The sequence below is a fragment of the Plebeiibacterium sediminum genome, assembly GCF_026013605.1.
Taxonomy (GTDB): domain Bacteria; phylum Bacteroidota; class Bacteroidia; order Bacteroidales; family Marinilabiliaceae; genus Saccharicrinis; species Saccharicrinis sediminus.
Genome location: NZ_JAPDPJ010000026.1, coordinates 1 through 19457, shown reverse-complemented (window position 1 = coordinate 19457; position 19457 = coordinate 1). Strand labels below are relative to the sequence as shown.

Genomic DNA, 19457 nt, shown 5'->3' with positions numbered 1-19457 from the left:
ATATATATTTTCTGCTATCTATTCTTCTTAAAATTTTCAGCTTGCTCAAATATCTCTTTATAGACTTCATCCCGATCAACTGGTGGATAATCGTTTTCAGCAAGTAAGATGATAAGATCTACTTTTAGCTCTGCTTTGATATCATCTCGTTTGCTCCAATCTGTATATTTCGCTTTATCATCAACAACCAACTTGACTTCTTTTGACAAATGAAGGAGCTTATCTTCAGGATATGAAAAATCATATTTGACAGCCAGTGCCTTAAGAATATCATAAAAAGCTTTTTCTTCAAAGTCGATTCCTAAATCACCAAATGATTCTCTTTCCTTACGAAGAGCATGGTAAAGGTCTATGATTTCATCAGTAAAGTCTTCCAGGACTTCACTTCTTAGTACATCTGCTTCATTACGTTCATTGTAACGATCAACTATAGTTTGCATCTTTTTAGAGAAGTCTACGCCCATGATTTTATTAACCTTCTTAAAATCATCAATAGCCTTAGCCAATAGTTTCTGAAGTAGCTTTATTTTTGTATTCGGTAGCTTTATTTTATTTAGTTTTTCAAGATAATCATCACTAAAAATATCTACTTCAGAATTATTATCATCTCCTAGCTTGAATATTTCTTCTACACCATCACTTTCAATAGCCTCCTGAATCATTTTGCGTACTTTGGCATTCATCTGATCTATGTCCGGAGCTTCACCTTTTGTTAATTTGAAAACAATAGAACGAACAGCTATATAAAAATGAATATGATCCTTTTCGATTTCTGAAAAAGCTTCACTTCCAGAACATATATCAAAAGCAGCTTTTAAGCGCTTAACCAAATACATAAAACGCTTCTCTAGTTCCTGAGTTGCTTGTACATATTCAGCAGCCATATTTAAAGTATTTAGCTGTTCTACAGGAGTCCCTTTAAAGTAATTTGACGTATTGAATTTATGGAAGATTTTAGCTAACAAATCCAAATGATCTTTTACTACGACAATGGATTGCTGAATATCCTCAAAATTCTCATTATCTTTTTTATTATATTGGGCTAACGCCAGATTCATTTGTTTTTTAATGCCTATATAATCAACAACCAGTCCCTTTTCTTTGCCTTTGAACTTTCTGTTAACACGAGAAATTGTTTGAATTAAATTATGACGTTGAATCGGTTTATCAATATATATCGTATCTAAAAAAGGTACATCAAAACCAGTTAGCCACATGTCGACTACAATAGCTATTTTAAAGTTTGATTTAGGATTTTTAAATTGACGGTCTAATTCTTTACGGTATTCTTTAGTTCCAAGAAGATCCCATAAGTCCTTTTCGTCATCTTTACCACGTGTCATAATCATTTTAACCCGTTCAATAGGCTTAATCTCTTTTTGCTCTTTTTCTGTTAGTTCTTCACCTTCTGCATGAGTTCTGATCTCATCCCATTTAGGTCTCAGTTTTATTACATTTTTATAGAATTCATAGGCTATTGTTCTGCTGCTACAAACAAACATAGCTTTACCTTTTACTGAAGCCCCTTCTTCTACTCTTTTTTCATAGTGTGAAACAAAATCTTCTGCTAATGCTTTTAAACGATCAGGATCCCCAATTATAGCATTCATATTAGAAGTGGCCATTTTACTTTCTTCAATTTGATGTTCATTAGCCCCTTCTTCAGCACATCTATCATAATACGCTTCAATTTCTTGAAGCTTTTTATTATCTAATAAAACTTTAGCTGCTCTTCCTTCATACACCAAACGTACTGTTATTTCATCCTGAACAGATTCTGTCATGGTATAAGCATCTACTACACCTCCAAAAACATCTAAGGTTGCGTCAACTGGTGTTCCTGTAAAACCAACATAGGTTGCGTTAGGTAATGAGTCATGCAAATACTTTGCAAAACCATATGTTTTTCTTACTCCTTCACTGGTAATTCTTATTTTTTGATTGAGATTCGTTTGACTACGATGTGCCTCGTCAGAGATACAAATTACATTACTTCGCTCAGTAAGTAATTCTATATCTTCAGTAAACTTATGAATAGTAGTTAAAAAAACACCTCCACTATTTCTACCCTGTAGCTTTTCTCTTAAATCAGAACGACTCTCAACACTAACAACTGTATCATCACCTATATATCCTTTTGCATTAGTAAACTGAGCAGAAAGCTGATCGTCCAAATCGGTTCTATCAGTAATTAAAACAATAGTTGGAGAAGAAAAGAACTTACTCTTCATTAATAGACGAGTAAGAAAAAGCATGGTAAAACTTTTACCACAACCGGTTGCTCCACAATAAGTCCCTCCTTTTCCGGTACCATGTGGACGAATTTCTTTTTTTATATTATTAAATAGCTTGGTTGCAGCATAGTATTGTGGATATCGACAAACTATCTTTTCCTCTTTACGTGAAGTATCTGGAACATAGATGAAATTCCTGGTAATATTTATAAGGCTGGAGGGATTAAACATCCCCTGGATCATGGAATACATGCTGTTAATGCCATCTTTACCATTATTGCCATACATACCAGCACTAACATTAATACCATTACTGCCAGTATTTCTCCAGGCATAATAAAATTCATAAGGGGCAAAAAAAGATCCTGCTTTATTGTTTACTCCATCACTGATTACGCAAAAGGCATTATATTTAAATAACTCAGGTATATCCTTTTTATATCGAGTTGTTAATTGCACATAGGCTTCATGAATTGTTACTGTTTCTCGAATAGCACTTTTAAATTCAAAAACAACCAACGGAATTCCGTTTACATATATCACAGCATCCGGAATACGCTTTTCATATCCTTGAATTTCTATCTGATTAACAACTTTATATATGTTATTATGCTTTTTATAATCAAGAATGGGATCAGCTGCAATTAATAAATTTTCTGTATTTAGTTCATAAGACTCATTTTCACTTACAATAGAATTATAATCTATCAACTGTATATATAAATCTTTTTTTGTATGATCTTCTCGCTTTAAAAGGAAACCATCCGAGAGCCATTTCATAAATACTTTATTGCTCTCATACAGATCTGAAGCCGGTAGTTTTTCTAAATCACGAATTATACTTTCTATTTCTGATTCAGAAATTCCATCAGCTTTATACTGTTTTTGAAGAAAGTCCTTCAAATCCTTTTTTATTAAAACCTCTTCTTCCGTTCTTTCTATCTTATCACCTGATAAATAATCAAATCCCTCTTGTTTTAATAGGTCTATAAATACTTGTTCTAGTTTGGCTTCGGTGAATTTCATTTTAAATTAGGTGTTTTATTCCTCATGATTATTCAAAATATAAAGTACGATTTTACCAGACTCTGTTGTAAAATATTTTTGTAAGCGACTTTTGGGAACATCTGGAATTGTCCTTCTTAATAAGCCTTCATCCAAAAGGGGTTGAATATATCTTTTGAAATTATCCGTGTGTTTTTTTAATCCAAGACATTCAACTTGAATCTCCTTATTTGATTTAGGACTATCTGTAAATGTCAATACCGATACTTGATCGTTTGTTAACGATTTTGCTATATCAATATATTTTAATATTTGTTTTTCTGTTGGCTTTATCAGATTTGCAACTTCCATATTTTCAAGAACTCTACTCACTAACTTGAAGATATTCTCATCTATATTGACATGGTCGTTATCATGGTCGTTGACTTGGACGTTGACTTGGTCATCTACAAAACCTGGATGGACAGGTAATTCACATACAAAATGCCTTCTCTCCGGTTCGTCTGTATCAAATAAAGGTTTTGGAGAACCATTATTTGTCATTGCAGAATAAATGGTTGGTAAGCCTGTTCCTCGCCCTTCAGTTAATTCAAGCTCTTTCAAAAGTTCTCCTATTCTGCGGTTACGGTAACGCCTTGTTCGTATGATTCCTTTTTCAAAATCAGCTTGTTTTAGTGAAGGATCTACTCCATTGTAACTTATAATCTCGATTGCAGTTGGTAGAACTCTCACCTCAATGGGCTCTCTAAGTTCATAGTTTCTGTGATACACTGCGTTTGCTAAAGCTTCTTCCAACGCATCATACGGAAAATTCACAATCCTGTCTGCCTTTTCTCTGTCAGCATATTTAATTACTTTGCCTTTAATAACATTCGTCTTTAAATAAGATAGCGCATCTACAAGCTGCTTTTGAATAGGACCATCAAATGTTTTTTCTTCGAATTGTTTTGCTCCTGCACCTTCCGGAAATTCTACCACATCAATCTGAACGGCAGGAAAATACTTTTGGGGATTATCAGAAAACATAAGTAATCCAACATTTTTAGGAAAACGATGCTCTTCTGCTCCCTGGCATAAATTCATTGCTTCAGCCAGTTCTTCAACCGACATAGAAGCACTTTCGTTATATAATTTACTCTTTGTTTCGTATAAATGTTCACGCATTAATCCAAAGTTCAAGTCTTTGACACTGGCATGCGTATTTACTCTATCATCAAAAGGAATTTTAGCAGTCAATTGAATCAACTCAGCTTCTTGTTCTTCATTAGGTATAACTGTATTTGAATACATCCTAATACGGTAATTGTATTTCTTATTTTTTGCAACTTTAACATCATCCGGTACTTTATATGGACGATTACTACCTGCAGGAACCCATATTACTAATACATGTTTATCATCTATTTCTTCAAGTGACATACGTGGCATATAGCTTGGTTGAATAAGATTGCTATAACCAATCATCTCTTTTTCCACCTTCTCCAAAGCATCCGGGTTAAAACCTAGAACAGGTCGAACAGGCTTACCATTCTCTTCTTTTACACCAACAACCACATATCCACTACCTTGATTCTCAAAATCATTAGCAAAAGCACAAACCGTCCGCATTATGGTAGTTGGATTCCAATCCTCTTTAAACTCCATCCTGGTTCCTTCAACCTTTTTCCCGGATAATAATTCTTCTATGCTTATTAGGATGCTCATACATATTACCCCTTTAACCTGTTAACAATCTTTCCAATCCACTCTGCAAATCGAGGACATTTTTCTAGCATAGGCTCAATTCCAACCATTTCCAGAATCATCTCACCATCTCCTGTTTTGTCATAATTAAATATTTTTCCTAATCGTTTTGACGGTGCTGTCTGCGGTGAATTATTAATATCTTCCGGATTTGGATATTCTTTATTAATAGCATCAATTAAAGCTATTTTCTTTTCATCATCAATTACCAAATCAAACCCGTCCCTACTTGAAAACATCAATGCTTCTAATTCATGCCTTTGGATATACGGAATAAAATTTTCATTATCTCCAAAATCCTTTAGAATGGCTGTTTCTATATCACCAATATTATGAGAGTCATGCGTAAACTCAGGAAAGTCTGCTGGTAATTTAAAAAAATCGATTAAAGTTGTAACCAAAACATTTCCTTGACGCAAAGTTCTGTTAACTTCATTCTTAAATTTACCATAGGTACTAACTCCTCCTTTTTTATTTTGTTTTCTGTTAGTAGTAATAGTCTGACAATTAACTGGATTCGTAATACCTTGTGCAACTAAATAAGGCATTATTATTTTTTCAACCAATATAATTTCCGTATCCCCTTCAACAATAAATACTAATCTTTTCATGCTTAAATACTATATGGTTGAGCACCAAAAAGATTCTTACCCCACATATCACCTAACGAATACTCTTCTTTCCATTCTGCCAGTTCCTCACTTGTCAACCTTCGAAAAGTTGAACTCTTATCTTTTCGATCTGTAACTATAATATCTTCCGGATCAAAATTATCTATTAAATTAACGGACTGTGTGGACACAATTACCTGAGTTTCTTCTGATACCTTACGTATCAAAGCGGCCAGCTTATTAATGGCAACAGGATGCAAACCAAGCTCAGGTTCATCTATAATAATAGTTTTAGGTGGATTTGGTTGCATTAATAAAGTAGCCAAACAAATAAAACGAAGTGTACCATCTGACAAATGATAAGCATTAAAATATGCATCAGGGTAACCAGATTCTTTCCATTCTAATTGAATTTTTTCTTCATTAAGTCTATTTGGTTTTAAATCAAACTTATCAAAAAAAGGAGCAATTGATTGAATTGTCTTTTCTATACGAATAAAATTCTTTTTATGCTTTATCTTTAAAAAATATAAAAACGCAGCCAAATTAGATCCATCTCGATTTAATTTCCAATTATCATGAATATTACAATTACCTTTCATTGGTGATTTATCTCCTGTGTCATGAAAATGATATACATCAAATTCCTTTAGATAATCATTTACATAATATGCCTGTCCTCTATTAATACTAGAAAAATTAGATTCTTCAACATTTGTTTCAAAATCTTGAAAATGCCAATGTACTTGTGGCATAAAAGCAGTTTGAACTGATTCTATAAATAAGTTGTCCTGCGCTTCTGTAAGATTTATGATAAATCTATTCCTATCATAATCAAGTCCTCCAAAACAAATATCAAAAAGAATTGAATTAGTCTCCTTTTTACCAAAGTGCAGTAAGCTATCTGCACCGCCTTTTAATTTGACATAATTTTGAAAATTTTTATTATAAATATTACGTAACAATGAAAAAATTGATATAAAATTACTTTTCCCAACCCCATTACTACCTAATAGAATGTTAATTGGTTTTAATCTTAAATCAAGTTCTTTTATTGACTTATAACCTTTTATATGGATTCTTGTAATCATTTTTTATTCGTAAAATATTACGCAATATACATTAATTCATTTCCGTTACAAATTTAACAAAACACATCCTCTTTAAATTCCATTCTAGTGCCTTCAACCTTTTTCCCGGATAGTAATTCTTCTATGTTTATTAGGATGCTCATGAGATATATTTTGCCTGAAATTATATTATTAAATAATTATTTCGGTTCAAATTTATGTTTTACATCAACATCAAATATTTCTTTCGTAACTTTTGATGTTAAACGTCCATTGTTAAGTACCGATAGAATAGAGTCAATATTATCTTCTGTAACGGTCATTTTTCCTTCGTTATCATATTCAATATCCCAATTTTCTTCTAATGCAACTTGTTTTAAACTGGTTAAAAATGAATTGTCTTTATAGTATCCTGCATTTTTAACTTGAGATAATTTTCTTAATCTAGGGATGCTGTCTCCTACAAACTTTTTAATTTCATCAGCATTTACAAAAAGCTTAGCTTCCTTAAATTCTTCAACAATAATATCTCTATTTTTCTCCATTCCTTCTCTAAAATTCAGTGCTGCTTCAAAGTTCTTTTTATCAGCAATAAAAATAAAACCATCATAAGAGAAAAAATCAATTTTATTATCTATTCTAAAAATATTTTGACGATCAAGATCCACTAACATATTGTTTGAAAATATCATATTAACCGACAGCTGAGTAACTTTCTTTGTACTCCATCCTTCAGATACTCTACGAATAGCATATAAAGGTTTATTATTAGGAACATCCAAACGTGCTATATATATCCACGCCCCTAATAAATCTTCATACTTATCTACGATTTGGATAGGTTCTGGTGCATTAATGGTGTCTAGAATATTTTGAAGATCAGTTTCATTAGTTTCAATTCCTAAAACATTATTATCTAAATCACTTGTATTAAAATCGTATTCTAAGGCTTGATTAGAAACTTCAATTTTTTTGCTTGAAATATTTCGTAGTTTATATTTTAGATTATTGTCAATATTAACAATTCTTGGAGTATAAGTTGCACTTCTATTTCTTAGTTTTCTTTTAACTACATACAGAGTTACTGTCGCCTTCAGTAAATCTATATCTTTAACAGCTTTAAAAGAATTCTGAATAGTTTCTTGGAAATTTTGTACGTCTTCAATCATTTTATACTAAGGGATTAAGTTCTGAAATAACAGAAATATTATCTGATAAATCTACAATTCTACATATGTCATTTTTCTTTGGTCTTGTGCCTTTTACTAAGCAACTTTTTTGATTTGTCTCACCATCCTTTTCATATACAACATGAAGTAAAGAGTATCCTAGTAATGCCAGTATAGGATTAACAAAAATATTGTGGGTTTTAAGGGTAAGTAAAAACAACACCAGCATAAAAAATGCAAAACTTAAAAGAGAGTTTATACTGTTTAAATCCAATGCAAAAAACGACACCATGTAGGGTATGCTATAGTTTAACAAATCTGATGATTTATTTGAAATCGCTACCACCTTTACTGGTGGCACTGCTAATTTTGCATTATCTATTGCACTATAAATTATTATACATGATATTATACTTATTACTATTCCTGTCCAGACTAAAATAGGGTGAGACATTGTATAAGTCTCAAAATTGATATCTTGAATTAAGAATATAATCCACAAGGGTGAATATGCACTTAAAAACAAAAAAATGGATATTATTAATCGGACTTTAAGCATAATATTAATTATTAGAATTTTACCCTCACCTCCCCACTAATCAACTTGGGTAAAAGCGTATCTCTTAATGTTGTTAATTGTTCTATTTGGATTTCGTTTTCCTGAATTCTATCTTGTAAACTTTGACAATGAAGTTCAAAGTATTCTACTATCAATTTTTCAGGTTTAACTATCTTATGAGAACAAATCTTTGTCGGTGATGTATGCTTCACAGTGGTACCAGAAGCTGAACCTACAATCTCATCTCTATATCTTTTGGTACAAAAACTATAATAAAGATAATTTGGTCCAACATCTTCATTTTTATACTCAACTTTCCCCAACCGCTGATTATGTAGATATCTAATCCCTTTTGTTTCTGGCACAAATGCAGGAAAACCTAAAGTATCACCTTCCTTACTTAAATCTGTCATGGTTATTAACAAATCATTCTTTTTAAGAATATAATCCGATGGTATTTCTCCATTATAATATTTAAACTTATCTCCTTTAAACCCTCCTCCTATTTTAAAATTACCAGGAGTTAAAAGAATATCATTTGTTGGTTCAACAGAGAAAAATTCTCCTTTAAATGCAAATCCATGTTTTACATTAATAAAATCATTGACACTCTTAACTCTCCACCCCTCCGGAATCCACCTATCCAATTCCTCATTAAACACAAAAGAACATGGGAATAAATTTTGAATATCTTCTGGTAAAGGCTTTCTTTTATCACCTAGAGCCAATCTTCTTTCTGCTTTTTCTTTAAGGTCATCAGGTATAGGATTACCTGCAGTAAGAGCATTATCTATAACCTGATCAAAATCAACAAACCAACTTTTAAACAGGGCTTGTGCCATTTGCTCTAATGTTTGGTTCATTTGGCGATTTAGCTCTATTTTGTCATCTAAAGAACCTAATATGTGAGCTATTGTTTTTTGTTCTTGAAGAGGAGGCAAATTAATTATAAAAGATTCTATTTGCTTACTACTAATATTTACTTGATTAGCACTTCCTGTTGCAATTGCAACAAATTCCCACTGCCTATATTTTGGTCTTAAGTAATAATATAAGTATTCTTCATCAAGTTTGGATTCGTCTTTAATTAGGAATCTCCCGACCCTTTGATTTATCAAAAAATCATTATCATCTCCTATATGTTTGGCAACTCTTCCGACTATGGAATTTGGAGCATTTGCTCCAGAGCCAGTCATTGAAATTAATACATCCCCTTTTTTAACGTAAAAATTTGAATTTAAAGTAGCAATATCCTCACTAACAAATCCACAATCATTTAAATCTATTTCTCCTTCCTTGACATTCTTAATTTTTGCGACAGGTATACCTGATTCTTGAAAATCTGAACCTTTGAATGCAAAACCACCTTGAACTTTAGCGTATGTTCCTATTTCTACTTCTTTCCACTCACTCTCCATACCCTAAAGCCTCCATATTTTTATGAATCACATCATCCAACTCAGCACTTTGTTTCATTTGGGTATATAGTGTTTGAGTAAGCTCTGTCATTTTTGTTTCAAAAGGAATTCCGTCATCCTCTTCTTCAACAGCACCAACATAACGACCGGGGGTTAATACAAAATCATGTTTGGTTATATCTTCGAGTTTAGCAGATTTGCAAAAACCGGCTTTGTCCTCATAGGAACCATCCTTTGCCTCACCTCTCCATGCATGGTATGTTTTGGTTATTTCAGAAATATCTTCCTGGGTTAACTCTTTATGTGTACGGTCGACCATTGTACCCATATTTCGGGCATCAATAAAAAGTGTTTCTCCTTTTCGGTTTCTGTAGCCATGTTCTTTATCTTCACCTTTATTTTTGGTTAAAAACCATAAACAAACAGGTATTTGAGTAGTATAGAAAAGCTGTCCCGGTAGTGCAATCATACAATCAACCAGATCATTTTCAATCATCTTTTTACGTATAGCTCCTTCTCCACTTGTATTAGAACTCATAGAACCATTAGCCAATACAAAACCGGCTGTTCCGTTTTCAGAAAGTTTACTAACCATATGCATAATCCATGCATAATTGGCATTACCGGTTGGTGGCACTTCGTAGCCATCCCAACGGGAATCATCGGTAAGCTCATCTGCTCCACGCCATTCCTTTTGATTAAAAGGAGGATTAGCTAAAATATAATCGGCTTTTAAATCCGGATGTTGGTCCTTAAAAAAAGTATCGGCAGGAACATCTCCTAAATTAGCAGCAATACCTCGGATTGCCAGGTTCATCTTAGCTAGTTTATAAGTTGTAGCTGTATATTCCTGTCCGTAAATAGAAATATCTTTTTTATTACCATGGTGGCTTTCTACAAACTTAATACTTTGCACAAACATACCTCCTGAACCACAACAAGGGTCATAGATCTTTCCTTTAAAAGGTTCAAGCATCTCTGCCAATAAATTAACCACACATTTAGGCGTATAGAATTCTCCACCACCTTTACCTTCCGCAGCAGCAAACTTTCCTAGGAAGTATTCATAAACTCTTCCAACAACATCTTCTTCTTTATCGGCTATTGTATTGATATTATTAATGGCATCCAATAATGAAGAAAGCTTACTTGCATCCAAACCTAAACGTGAAAAATAATTATCAGGTAACGCTCCTTTCAATGAAGGATTATTTTTTTCAATGGTATTAAGTGCTGTATCTATTTTTAATGCAATATCATCTTGTTTAGCATGTGATATTACATAACTCCAACGGCTTTCTTCTGGTAAGTAAAAGATGTTCTTCATGTTGTAGAACTCTTTCATATCAATGAATTTCTCCTTTCCCTCTGCTACCAGCTCTTCCTTCCTCTCTTCAAACTTATCGCTTACAAACTTTAAAAATATTAATCCTAATACCACATGTTTGTATTCACTACTCTCAACGGTTCCCCTCAATTTATTTGCAGAATCCCACAGAGATTCTTCCATAGATTTTTGCTTTGTTTTAGCACTTGCTTTCTTTGCCATATATGTATGTGAGTTCTTTACTTAGAAAAATTGAACGTATAAAGATAAACATAATATGACAAACCGCCATACATAATGGTAATGACATTATATATGGCAACACCATATAATATGGTATATAACATAGAATAATTATTATTGACTATCTACCTAATTTATTGTAACTTATAGATATACACCAAGTAATGAAAAGAGTTATATATATATGGCTAATAGCATCAACTATTTTATTATCAAATGGCTGTATAGATATATCTTGGCCTGATCCAGAACCCGCTCCAACTCCTGAAATAATTAAAATTTGTTACGAGATTATTGATGAAGAAAATGGGAATATTATCAATGATGCATATGTATCATTGAACATTAAAAGAATGCCAAGTGGAGCTTATTATACATATACTAATCCTGAAGAAGAAAATGGAGTTTATTGTTTTAGCATTAAAGAAACATCTGTAATTCAGGGATTGTTTGTAGGAGCAAAAGATTATAAGACAATATGCTGGTATCCATATCGACCCGGTATTGTAAAAATGAAACACCTAGGCTATCTTAAAATTCACATAAAAAATATATCACCCTATAATGATCGAGATGTTGTTTGGGTAACAACAAAACCAACAAGTTCCTGTATGACAGAGGTCATGTTAAACTATGACGGTCAGCTCATTGATACTGTAATCGTTAGACACATTCCTCCAGGTAAGGCTTCTATTTCATGGACATGGTGGAAAAACTCAACCCGATATGAATCTGACACACATGAAATTGAAGTTGAAAGCAGAGATACTTCATATTTTGAGATTAATTATTAAATAACCTATTCAAATCCAACTAAAAATGAATGGATTATTCTGGAAGAATACTCTTTACTGATGCTTTAATTTCATTATCTTCAACTGATAATTATAGTATTAACCTTTCTAATTTCGGATCCGGTTTTTTTTTACTTTTAATAGAAAGTAATTATGAAGTAGTTGTTAAAAAAATAATCAAAGATTAAAATAAATTCCAATCATAAAAAAGAATGTCAGTAGACATCCTTTTTTTCTTAAAATTTACTCATAAAGAAAAAAGTAAACTTATTTAATTTGAAAATCAGGTAATTAAATTTATTTGTAAACCAATGTAAACGTCATGTAAACCATATATTGTATAGTATATCAAACTATTACAATATATAGTTTACAAGTTTACAAAATAATCATACTAATTATTATTATGGATCTTTATAGTTTATGGTATTACCAGTAAGTATGTTAGGTATGGTTAGTAAGGTAAATAAAATTAACACTTTGATCGATAAAGTCTTTGAACTTTATCCAGGTCTGGATAATTTGTTATGTATTTTTTCATCAATTCTCCAATCAAATCGCCAATTGGACGTCTTTCATAAAAAGCTATAGCTTTAATTAATTCAAGATCATCGGAATTAAAATAATATGTTGCTTTTTGAATTCCTGATTTACTTTTTTCTTTATCAGCTTCTTTTTCTGTTTTGATATTGTTTTTTGAGTTTTGAATAAGACTATCAAGTCCACCTGTAAATTGTTTTTTCATAGTTAGTTATTTAAGTTTTTGAATTATTTCTTCTGTCAATGACATATAATCCCTCGCTCCATTTGAATTTGGAGCATAATCAAATATGGATTTACCGGTACTAGGAGCTTCTGCCAACGCTATATTTTCACGAATTGTTGATCTGAATAGCTTATCCGGAAAGTGTTTTTCAAGTACATCCGCAGTTTGTTTGTGCAATATTTTACGAATACTAAATTGATTAAGAATATACCCTCCAGACTTCAGATTATTATTGATTCTTCTGGTTACTTTATTAGTAACTTCCAAAAGACTAGATAGCCCTTCTATACTCAAGTGGTGGGGCAATAATACAGTAATAAAATAGTCACTTGCTACAAGCGCATTAATAGTTATAAGTCCTAAATTTGGGGAACAATCCAAAATGATATAGTCAAAACTCTGCTTGATTGGATCTAGTATTTCATTTAGAAGTTGCTCCCTGCCTGCCTCATTAATCAATTCATACTCTAAGCTTGATACATTAATTGAAGAAGGTAAAACAAAAAGATGATCATTTACCTGTTCAATTTTTATTGGCTCCCCTTTAAAAACTGTATATGTATTAATTTTAGAGTCACGGATTTGTAACGAGGTACTAGCATTACTTTGCGGGTCTAAATCAACTACTAACACATTGTATTTTTTTAAACTAAGTGCAGATGCAATACTGACTGCAGAAGTGGTTTTACCCACACCGCCTTTTTGATTAATGAATGAAATTATTGTTGCCATAAATCTATGTTGAGTTTTACTTTGTTTATATCAAAAGCATATGCGCTTTGTGTGCTACCAGAAAATTTAACATTAATAGCATCACCTCCTTTCGACATCCAGGACGGTATAAAGGCAGGATCGTTAATGATGAGCTTTTGAAGATCTTTATATGCAATATCTTCACCTTCAAAAGACTTAATGTTTTTCCTATAAATAGGATGAATTAGATGTAGACTTAATGCCAGATAATTTTGTCCAATATTTCTCGATGCAAACCTGTAATGTACACCTTCTTTTAATTCTCCCTGGGCTTTGAGGGTGTCCAGAATTTCCCAATATCTATTTATTCTACTTGAATTTGTCACGTCTTTGTCCTGGTCAATAATTACTACTTTGGCATAATTATATAAATCGTTAAAAGAAAATGGAAAATTAAGTTTGCGAATTAATACTTTATATACAGATAACAATAAGGCTAGGTGAGCTTTTGATCTCGCAGAAACATTCTGAAATTCAGAATTTGTATTTAGTTCATTTTTTACCTCCTCGAAAATACCAGGAAATTCTCTTTCAAAATATGAACGATGACTCAGTATCTCTTGCAACACTTTACCAAACCCACTTTCAAACAATCGCTCAAGTTCTTTAATGGCATCGTCTTGCTCAATTATAAAAATATCAGTACCAAATATCAATAAGATGAACCTACTGTGTAAAGATGAAACATGAGGCATTACATTACTATCAACAACAAGACCTGAATTGAATTTGGTAGAATGAGTTCTGGTACTATTGTCATAAGTGGCTCTTGAATGACCTGATCCATCATAACCAGTCTTCATCAAACCTATGAGTTCCGGTTCTATATTATTTGTAAATTCTTTAAGGAATACTAGGCCGTTACGAAAATTATGAACAGAACGTGCAATTGCCTTTGTTGTCGATGCTCCCTCTATTGAAATACCATCATAGTCGCTATAAAATAGCTTTAACATACAATTGGCAAAAGTTGTCTTACCAGAACCTTGATCACCAAACAAATATAAAAACGGAAAGAACCTTAATTTCCGAAAGATGATGTCCCTAAAAATACATGCAATGGTGTATGATACACCAATCATACTATTTTTGTTATGGGTCTTATAGAATAAAGTACTCCATTGGGAAAAGTTTGCCTCACCTTTTTGATAATACACACTCCTATCATCATCAAATAATCCAGAATACTTATTAAACGAAGAGTTGGCCGGAAGTAAATATGTTTTATTTTGAATATCAACCATTCCGTACTTATTTGCTTCCCTAAAAACACCTTTATCAATAACTCCATTTGACATAGCATAAATATCTACACCTTCCTGTTGCCCATTAACATTGATTTCATGGGCTACTTTAAGAAATCGGAACTCATCTTCCAGAATATCAATCAAATCATTTTGACGACCTTTAAACCAAAAATTACCATAATGCCCAATTGCAGTATTAAACTCAGAAAGTTTTAGTTTTTTAGTAGGAATACAAATCACTTGAGATTCACCATCTACATTTTGTAGGTAAAATACACGACTGGAATCATCGCTTCCTTTGGGTAAGAAATATGAAACTTCCATAATAAAATTAGACACCCTCCTATGAGAAGATCTATTACTATTGCTCTTAGCCATATAGTAGCAGTGATCTTTTTTATAAAACCCTCTTCGAACAATATCTTCCTCAATATTTTGGGAGTTCTCCAAAAGCTTAGGGAATAACTGTATATAACTTTCATCTGATTCCAAAAGATCGTATAATATACCATCCTCTAATAATTGATTCAGATCCTTCTTTTCCGGACTGTATAACTGATAAATGACTTTAATATTGAACTCATACTTAAGTATCAACGAAAGAATACGATCTTTTAGTCTATTACCTGCATCATCATTATCAAAAGCCAACACTACGGTTTTTCCATCAAGATAAGGCTTAAGCTTTTTGTGGTCAGTAAATAAGTTTTCAGCACTAAAAAAAGCCAATACTGACTGTTGATAAATGGAAAGTGCATTAATACACCCCTCTGTTAAAAAAACAAATTCTTCCTCTGGTTTATAAAGTTTATTATATAATGAATTATTAAGCTTACCATTATTATAGTATTCACCTTTTTTATTTCCCAAAGCACGTAAATTAATTAGCTGCTCTTCACTATCCAGAAAAACAATTTCATAAACCCCGTCCTTCTTTTTCGATTGATAAAAACATCCTCCAGGTAATTTGTCGACTTCAATACATCTCCCTGCTAAATATTCCTCTGCCTTCTTTGTTTGATTGTTTTTTATAGCAAACAACTTCTTTTCAAAAGGAGAATATGAGCTCAGTGCTTTATGGGGAGAATTTATGTGGATTATAAAATGTCTGTTTATATAATCCATTGCTTCCCTGGTATTACAAGCAAGTTTATCCTGAGTTATATTCAGCCAATCCACCGCCTTTTTACCTGCTCCAAAGTTTTTCAACCAGTATTTAGTTCCATCTAATTTCAACCTTGTTGAAGGAGTTTTCTCTTCATGAGTTTTAAATGCTTTATTAAGTTCAGCTTGAGGCAAGAAATGCTGAATAATTTTCAGCTGCATTTCCGGCATAGAATTAATCATACTAATTCCATTATCTCTTGAATTTTCAAAAGATTCATTATCTTTGCAATACATATTAAAGAAATTAAAATCTTATTATTTAAGATTATAAAAAGGTGGATGGCAGTCCGCCTTTTTATATATTCATACTTGTATCTCCATATCGTTTCGAGTTACGCAGTTCTTCTTCATCTTCATCTCCTTTATTTATCGATGAACCAGGTATAGAAAAATTAGAACCGCTGAAATTGTTCCTGTTAAGATTGTTGACAGAATCATTTTTACTCCAATATTGGAATTTTCCTCCTTTAGTTTTTCCTTTTGAAGAAACATTCTCTCTAGCAATTGATCCAGATTCTTGATCGTATTTACCAAACTTATCTGATTGTTTTGAATTGATAGAGATAAATCCCGAAGATCTAACGTTAACTTTGTCATCATCTTTTTTATTGGTAATAAAGCTTCCGTAAGTTCTTGAATATTCGAAATATTTACTTTCTGAAGTCGCTCCACTTGTTCGTCCAACAATTTTGTTCTCTCTTGTACTTTTTTTCTCGCTAGTTCTTCTATCTCTTTCATTATTTAGTTTTATTTGCTTACTAATATTTCCATACGAATAAGATTTACCCAAGGATGACCCTTTAAAACAACATCCATCTAATTCAAAACTAATCCCAAAAGGTTTTCCTTGCTCATTATAACTTAACTCAACATTAGCTCCATTACGTATCATATATTCTTGTAACTCATGAAGTGAAGACACAGTCTTTAAAGAACTATCCAAAATAATTTGAAGCTGCTTTTTTACGGGTATTTCACCTGTTCGTCTAAACTTTCCTACTTCCGACTTTTTTAAAGTAGTTTTTAGAGCATCTTTCGAGTCTATAACATTCATCAGATTATATTCCTTTTCAACAGTTCTTAAAATCTGCTCACTTCTTTTATAATCCCATTTATCACTTACAACAGCTCCATCCAAGCTTACTCTATTAGCTACTATATGGATATGCGGATGCTCCCTATCTGAATGTCGATATATTATATATTGAGAATTCCCAAACCCCATTTCATCTAGATAATCCTGAGCAATTTTTGTGAATTGTTGATTAGTTAATACCTCTCCCGGAGCAATATTTAAGGAACAATGATAAACTACCTTCTTTAAGTTTGGTTTCATGCTGCTTATTAAACGAAATTCCTTTGTTAATTCATCAGTTGAACTTCCCAACATATTTGTTTCCAACCTTTCACCAACTCCTTTATTTACCTTATCTTCAAGATATTTAAGCAAACCACCAAAACCGCTCCCTTTTATTTGTTTGCCAATCATTAGTTTGTAAAAATTTTATTTATTTTTTTTAGTAGATCATTAGCTTGAACTATTTCAGAGTGTATTTTTGTGTACTCCCCTCTATTTACTTTTCTTGCTATTTGATTTAGATTATTTGAAATTCCAATAAGTTGCTTATAATAGGCTCTATGCATAGGTGACACCCTAAGTTTTAAGGGCCGTTTTGAAAAAGCAGCTCGTCTTAACCAATTAGTTACAGATAATCCTGCTAATTCAGCTTGCCTATTTGCAAATTCATACTCTATTTTTGTTAAACGAATATTGACCTGATGAATACGTAATTCATCAATTTCTTTCTTTGGTCGAGCCATACCGAGACCAATTACAATTATAGAAATTAAAAAATATCAAAGCGTTTGGCAAGGGTTTTCCGTAGCACAAACATGGCTTTGCTCCTATACTCACGCCTATTTATTTATGTTCTTCTGTAGATGCTTTTGAATATGCTTTGTGCACTCATCATCTGACTTAATTTCACCGGATTTTAAAAAGTCAACTAACTGCTCCTTTGAAAAATATAGTTTCTTACCTAGAGGTTTAAAGCAGCTTATTTTTCCATAATGAACCAATTTATATAAATAACTAACTGCTAAACCACTAAAAAGAGAAGCTTCCTTTATGGTAAGAACTTCTTTATTTGTAATAAAAAGAGAAGCTTGCAATTCATCCATTTTCTTTTCAATTCTATTCTCAAATTCTTTAAACCTATCTTTATCCATTGCTTAAATATTTCTGTTATTTTCTTTAACAAAGGAAAACATAGAAAAATATCAATAAAAGGGTGGGAATAATTCCTCCCACTGTTTTTACTAGTCAATTCACTGATATACTGATGGAATAAAATTTAATATTTGAATTAAAGTGTTATGATATTTTAACCTGACTTTATTATCCGCTAGCTCTTTTTTATTCTTAATAAGATAAGACATCTCTTTTATCTGTTTTTTATTAATCGTAAAATAACATATCACAAACTCCTGTAAGTCCCTATTTCTAAAACCGCTAAACAATATAGTTCTTGTGGAAAGTATAGAAATCAATACGGCAAGTTTCTTGGAAGAATCTATCCAATTAATTTTTCCTTCCTGTTCAACTAAAACTTTTCTGAATTCTTTCCTTGAAGTATCTATTAATTTATTTGAGATTAAAAATGTATATATATCGTTTAATTCATTGTCATAAATAGTAAAGTTGAAGTTTAATTTACCCGGTTTTGGTAATTGTTCTTTATAATTTTCAATTGTTTCATTTAAAAAAAATCTCCATTGAGGGGAATCAATATAATCTCTATTAGCAACTCCTTGTTCATAACATTTCAGGTAATCAAGTTCTAATTCTAAGAATTTTAGAACCTTTCTATTATCTGCTAGAGATAAATTATCTTTAATCGACTTAACTCGTACATCCTCAATAAGTGTATGCCTAGTTTGATTGTCCTGATAAAAATTTGCCCCATCAAAAAATGTTGATCTTAAACACGCTCTTATACATTTAGCAACAAACTGATCAGTAATAGCATTTGATGTTTCTTTTACCTTAGCCAAATGATGGATATAAGTAGAAATGATAAATATTGTTTGATTGTAGACCTCATTAATTTTATTAATAAAATACTCTCCGACTTCATTTATTGATTTGTAATAATTATTTAACTTAAGAAATTTCGCTATCAACTGAGGTTTAAGCAATTCAACAAAATACTTTACTATCTCATTCTGACAAACACTAGCATTTTTATATAGTTTTTCACTATCAACCGACTAAAGTCTGGATATTAAAAATTATCTTCTGTAACGCCCATAAACAGGGCGTTCGTTTTTTAATTAAAAATCAGACCCCAT

The 19457-nt window shown here is 31.9% G+C and carries 17 protein-coding genes; 2 read left to right on the top strand and 15 right to left on the bottom strand.

The genetic code is table 11. The features are described from left to right. Nucleotides 1-14: 14 nt before the first annotated feature. The 8 genes from OM075_RS12180 to OM075_RS12145 all read right to left on the bottom strand — a co-directional run bounded on the left by OM075_RS12180 (nt 15) and on the right by OM075_RS12145 (nt 11358). Nucleotides 15-3260: a type I restriction endonuclease subunit R gene (locus OM075_RS12180; protein WP_301190796.1), complete on the bottom strand. Its 3246-nt coding sequence runs from the start codon at nt 3258-3260 to the stop codon at nt 15-17. 15 nt (nt 3261-3275) lie between these two features. Next, the gene (locus OM075_RS12175) at nt 3276-4943 is read right to left on the bottom strand and encodes an AlbA family DNA-binding domain-containing protein (protein ID WP_301190795.1); all 1668 of its coding nucleotides are present in this window, start codon (nt 4941-4943) and stop codon (nt 3276-3278) included. A 5-nt stretch (nt 4944-4948) separates the two neighbouring features. Then, a complete protein-coding gene (locus OM075_RS12170; RefSeq protein ID WP_301190794.1) occupies nt 4949-5593 on the bottom strand; it encodes a DUF4276 family protein in 645 nt (214 codons plus the stop codon). A 2-nt stretch (nt 5594-5595) separates the two neighbouring features. After that, on the bottom strand, nt 5596-6684 hold the full coding sequence (locus tag OM075_RS12165) for an AAA family ATPase (protein WP_301190793.1): 1089 nt from the start codon (nt 6682-6684) through the stop codon (nt 5596-5598). A gap of 179 nt (nt 6685-6863) precedes the next feature. Next, nucleotides 6864-7832 carry a Kiwa anti-phage protein KwaB-like domain-containing protein gene (locus OM075_RS12160; RefSeq protein ID WP_301190792.1) on the bottom strand — a complete coding sequence of 323 codons (969 nt, stop codon included), beginning with the start codon at nt 7830-7832 and terminating at the stop codon, nt 6864-6866. 1 nt (nt 7833) lies between these two features. Beyond that, on the bottom strand, nt 7834-8391 hold the full coding sequence (locus OM075_RS12155) for a KwaA family protein (protein ID WP_494515756.1): 558 nt from the start codon (nt 8389-8391) through the stop codon (nt 7834-7836). 11 nt (nt 8392-8402) lie between these two features. After that, nucleotides 8403-9809: a restriction endonuclease subunit S gene (locus tag OM075_RS12150; protein WP_301190790.1), complete on the bottom strand. Its 1407-nt coding sequence runs from the start codon at nt 9807-9809 to the stop codon at nt 8403-8405. After that, nucleotides 9799-11358, bottom strand: coding sequence for a type I restriction-modification system subunit M (locus tag OM075_RS12145; protein ID WP_301190789.1), 1560 nt, complete (start codon nt 11356-11358; stop codon nt 9799-9801). Before OM075_RS12145 ends, OM075_RS12150 begins: the two co-directional genes overlap by 11 nt. 185 nt (nt 11359-11543) lie before the next feature. On the opposite strand from OM075_RS12145, the gene OM075_RS12140 reads away from it, so the two are divergent. Both OM075_RS12140 and OM075_RS26605 read left to right on the top strand, forming a co-directional pair. Further along, nucleotides 11544-12173, top strand: coding sequence for a hypothetical protein (locus tag OM075_RS12140; RefSeq protein WP_301190788.1), 630 nt, complete (start codon nt 11544-11546; stop codon nt 12171-12173). Nucleotides 12174-12202: 29 nt separating this feature from the next. Then, entirely contained in the window at nt 12203-12361 is a 159-nt protein-coding gene (locus tag OM075_RS26605; protein ID WP_494515755.1) for a T9SS type A sorting domain-containing protein, read from the top strand. Between the two features lie 284 nt (nt 12362-12645). Here OM075_RS26605 and OM075_RS12135 read toward each other — a convergent pair whose 3' ends face one another. From OM075_RS12135 to OM075_RS12105, 7 genes are all read right to left on the bottom strand, one after another. Further along, complete coding sequence (locus OM075_RS12135; protein WP_301190787.1) at nt 12646-12918, bottom strand: hypothetical protein; 273 nt, start codon at nt 12916-12918, stop codon at nt 12646-12648. 6 nt (nt 12919-12924) lie between these two features. Continuing rightward, entirely contained in the window at nt 12925-13671 is a 747-nt protein-coding gene (locus tag OM075_RS12130) for a ParA family protein (RefSeq protein ID WP_301190786.1), read from the bottom strand. Continuing rightward, nucleotides 13659-16340 carry a toprim domain-containing protein gene (locus tag OM075_RS12125; RefSeq protein ID WP_301190785.1) on the bottom strand — a complete coding sequence of 894 codons (2682 nt, stop codon included), beginning with the start codon at nt 16338-16340 and terminating at the stop codon, nt 13659-13661. The genes OM075_RS12130 and OM075_RS12125 overlap by 13 nt, the downstream gene beginning before the upstream one ends. 61 nt (nt 16341-16401) lie before the next feature. Then, a complete protein-coding gene (locus OM075_RS12120) occupies nt 16402-17595 on the bottom strand; it encodes a relaxase/mobilization nuclease domain-containing protein (RefSeq protein WP_301190784.1) in 1194 nt (397 codons plus the stop codon). Further along, the gene (locus OM075_RS12115; protein WP_301190783.1) at nt 17595-17927 is read right to left on the bottom strand and encodes a plasmid mobilization protein; all 333 of its coding nucleotides are present in this window, start codon (nt 17925-17927) and stop codon (nt 17595-17597) included. Before OM075_RS12115 ends, OM075_RS12120 begins: the two co-directional genes overlap by 1 nt. Nucleotides 17928-18023: 96 nt before the next feature. Beyond that, a complete protein-coding gene (locus OM075_RS12110) occupies nt 18024-18335 on the bottom strand; it encodes a helix-turn-helix domain-containing protein (protein ID WP_301190782.1) in 312 nt (103 codons plus the stop codon). Between the two features lie 99 nt (nt 18336-18434). Further along, entirely contained in the window at nt 18435-19160 is a 726-nt protein-coding gene (locus OM075_RS12105) for a hypothetical protein (protein ID WP_301190781.1), read from the bottom strand. Between the last annotated feature and the right edge of the window lie 297 nt (nt 19161-19457).

Excerpts from the sequence above, each read along its gene's own strand:
- OM075_RS12150 (WP_301190790.1), bottom strand. The coding sequence starts at position 9,809 with ATGGAGAGTGAGTGGAAAGAAGTAGAAATAGGAACATACGCTAAAGTT.
- OM075_RS12115 (WP_301190783.1), bottom strand. The coding sequence starts at position 17,927 with ATGGCTCGACCAAAGAAAGAAATTGATGAATTACGTATTCATCAGGTC.
- OM075_RS12110 (WP_301190782.1), bottom strand. The coding sequence starts at position 18,335 with ATGGATAAAGATAGGTTTAAAGAATTTGAGAATAGAATTGAAAAGAAA.
- OM075_RS12175 (WP_301190795.1), bottom strand. The coding sequence starts at position 4,943 with ATGAGCATCCTAATAAGCATAGAAGAATTATTATCCGGGAAAAAGGTT.
- OM075_RS12120 (WP_301190784.1), bottom strand. The coding sequence starts at position 17,595 with ATGATTGGCAAACAAATAAAAGGGAGCGGTTTTGGTGGTTTGCTTAAA.
- OM075_RS12130 (WP_301190786.1), bottom strand. The coding sequence starts at position 13,671 with ATGGCAACAATAATTTCATTCATTAATCAAAAAGGCGGTGTGGGTAAA.
- OM075_RS12135 (WP_301190787.1), bottom strand. The coding sequence starts at position 12,918 with ATGAAAAAACAATTTACAGGTGGACTTGATAGTCTTATTCAAAACTCA.
- OM075_RS12170 (WP_301190794.1), bottom strand. The coding sequence starts at position 5,593 with ATGAAAAGATTAGTATTTATTGTTGAAGGGGATACGGAAATTATATTG.
- OM075_RS12145 (WP_301190789.1), bottom strand. The coding sequence starts at position 11,358 with ATGGCAAAGAAAGCAAGTGCTAAAACAAAGCAAAAATCTATGGAAGAA.
- OM075_RS12165 (WP_301190793.1), bottom strand. The coding sequence starts at position 6,684 with ATGATTACAAGAATCCATATAAAAGGTTATAAGTCAATAAAAGAACTT.
- OM075_RS12160 (WP_301190792.1), bottom strand. The coding sequence starts at position 7,832 with ATGATTGAAGACGTACAAAATTTCCAAGAAACTATTCAGAATTCTTTT.
- OM075_RS12180 (WP_301190796.1), bottom strand. The coding sequence starts at position 3,260 with ATGAAATTCACCGAAGCCAAACTAGAACAAGTATTTATAGACCTATTA.
- OM075_RS12155 (WP_494515756.1), bottom strand. The coding sequence starts at position 8,391 with ATGCTTAAAGTCCGATTAATAATATCCATTTTTTTGTTTTTAAGTGCA.
- OM075_RS12125 (WP_301190785.1), bottom strand. The coding sequence starts at position 16,340 with ATGTATTGCAAAGATAATGAATCTTTTGAAAATTCAAGAGATAATGGA.
- OM075_RS12140 (WP_301190788.1), top strand. The coding sequence starts at position 11,544 with ATGAAAAGAGTTATATATATATGGCTAATAGCATCAACTATTTTATTA.
- OM075_RS26605 (WP_494515755.1), top strand. The coding sequence starts at position 12,203 with ATGGATTATTCTGGAAGAATACTCTTTACTGATGCTTTAATTTCATTA.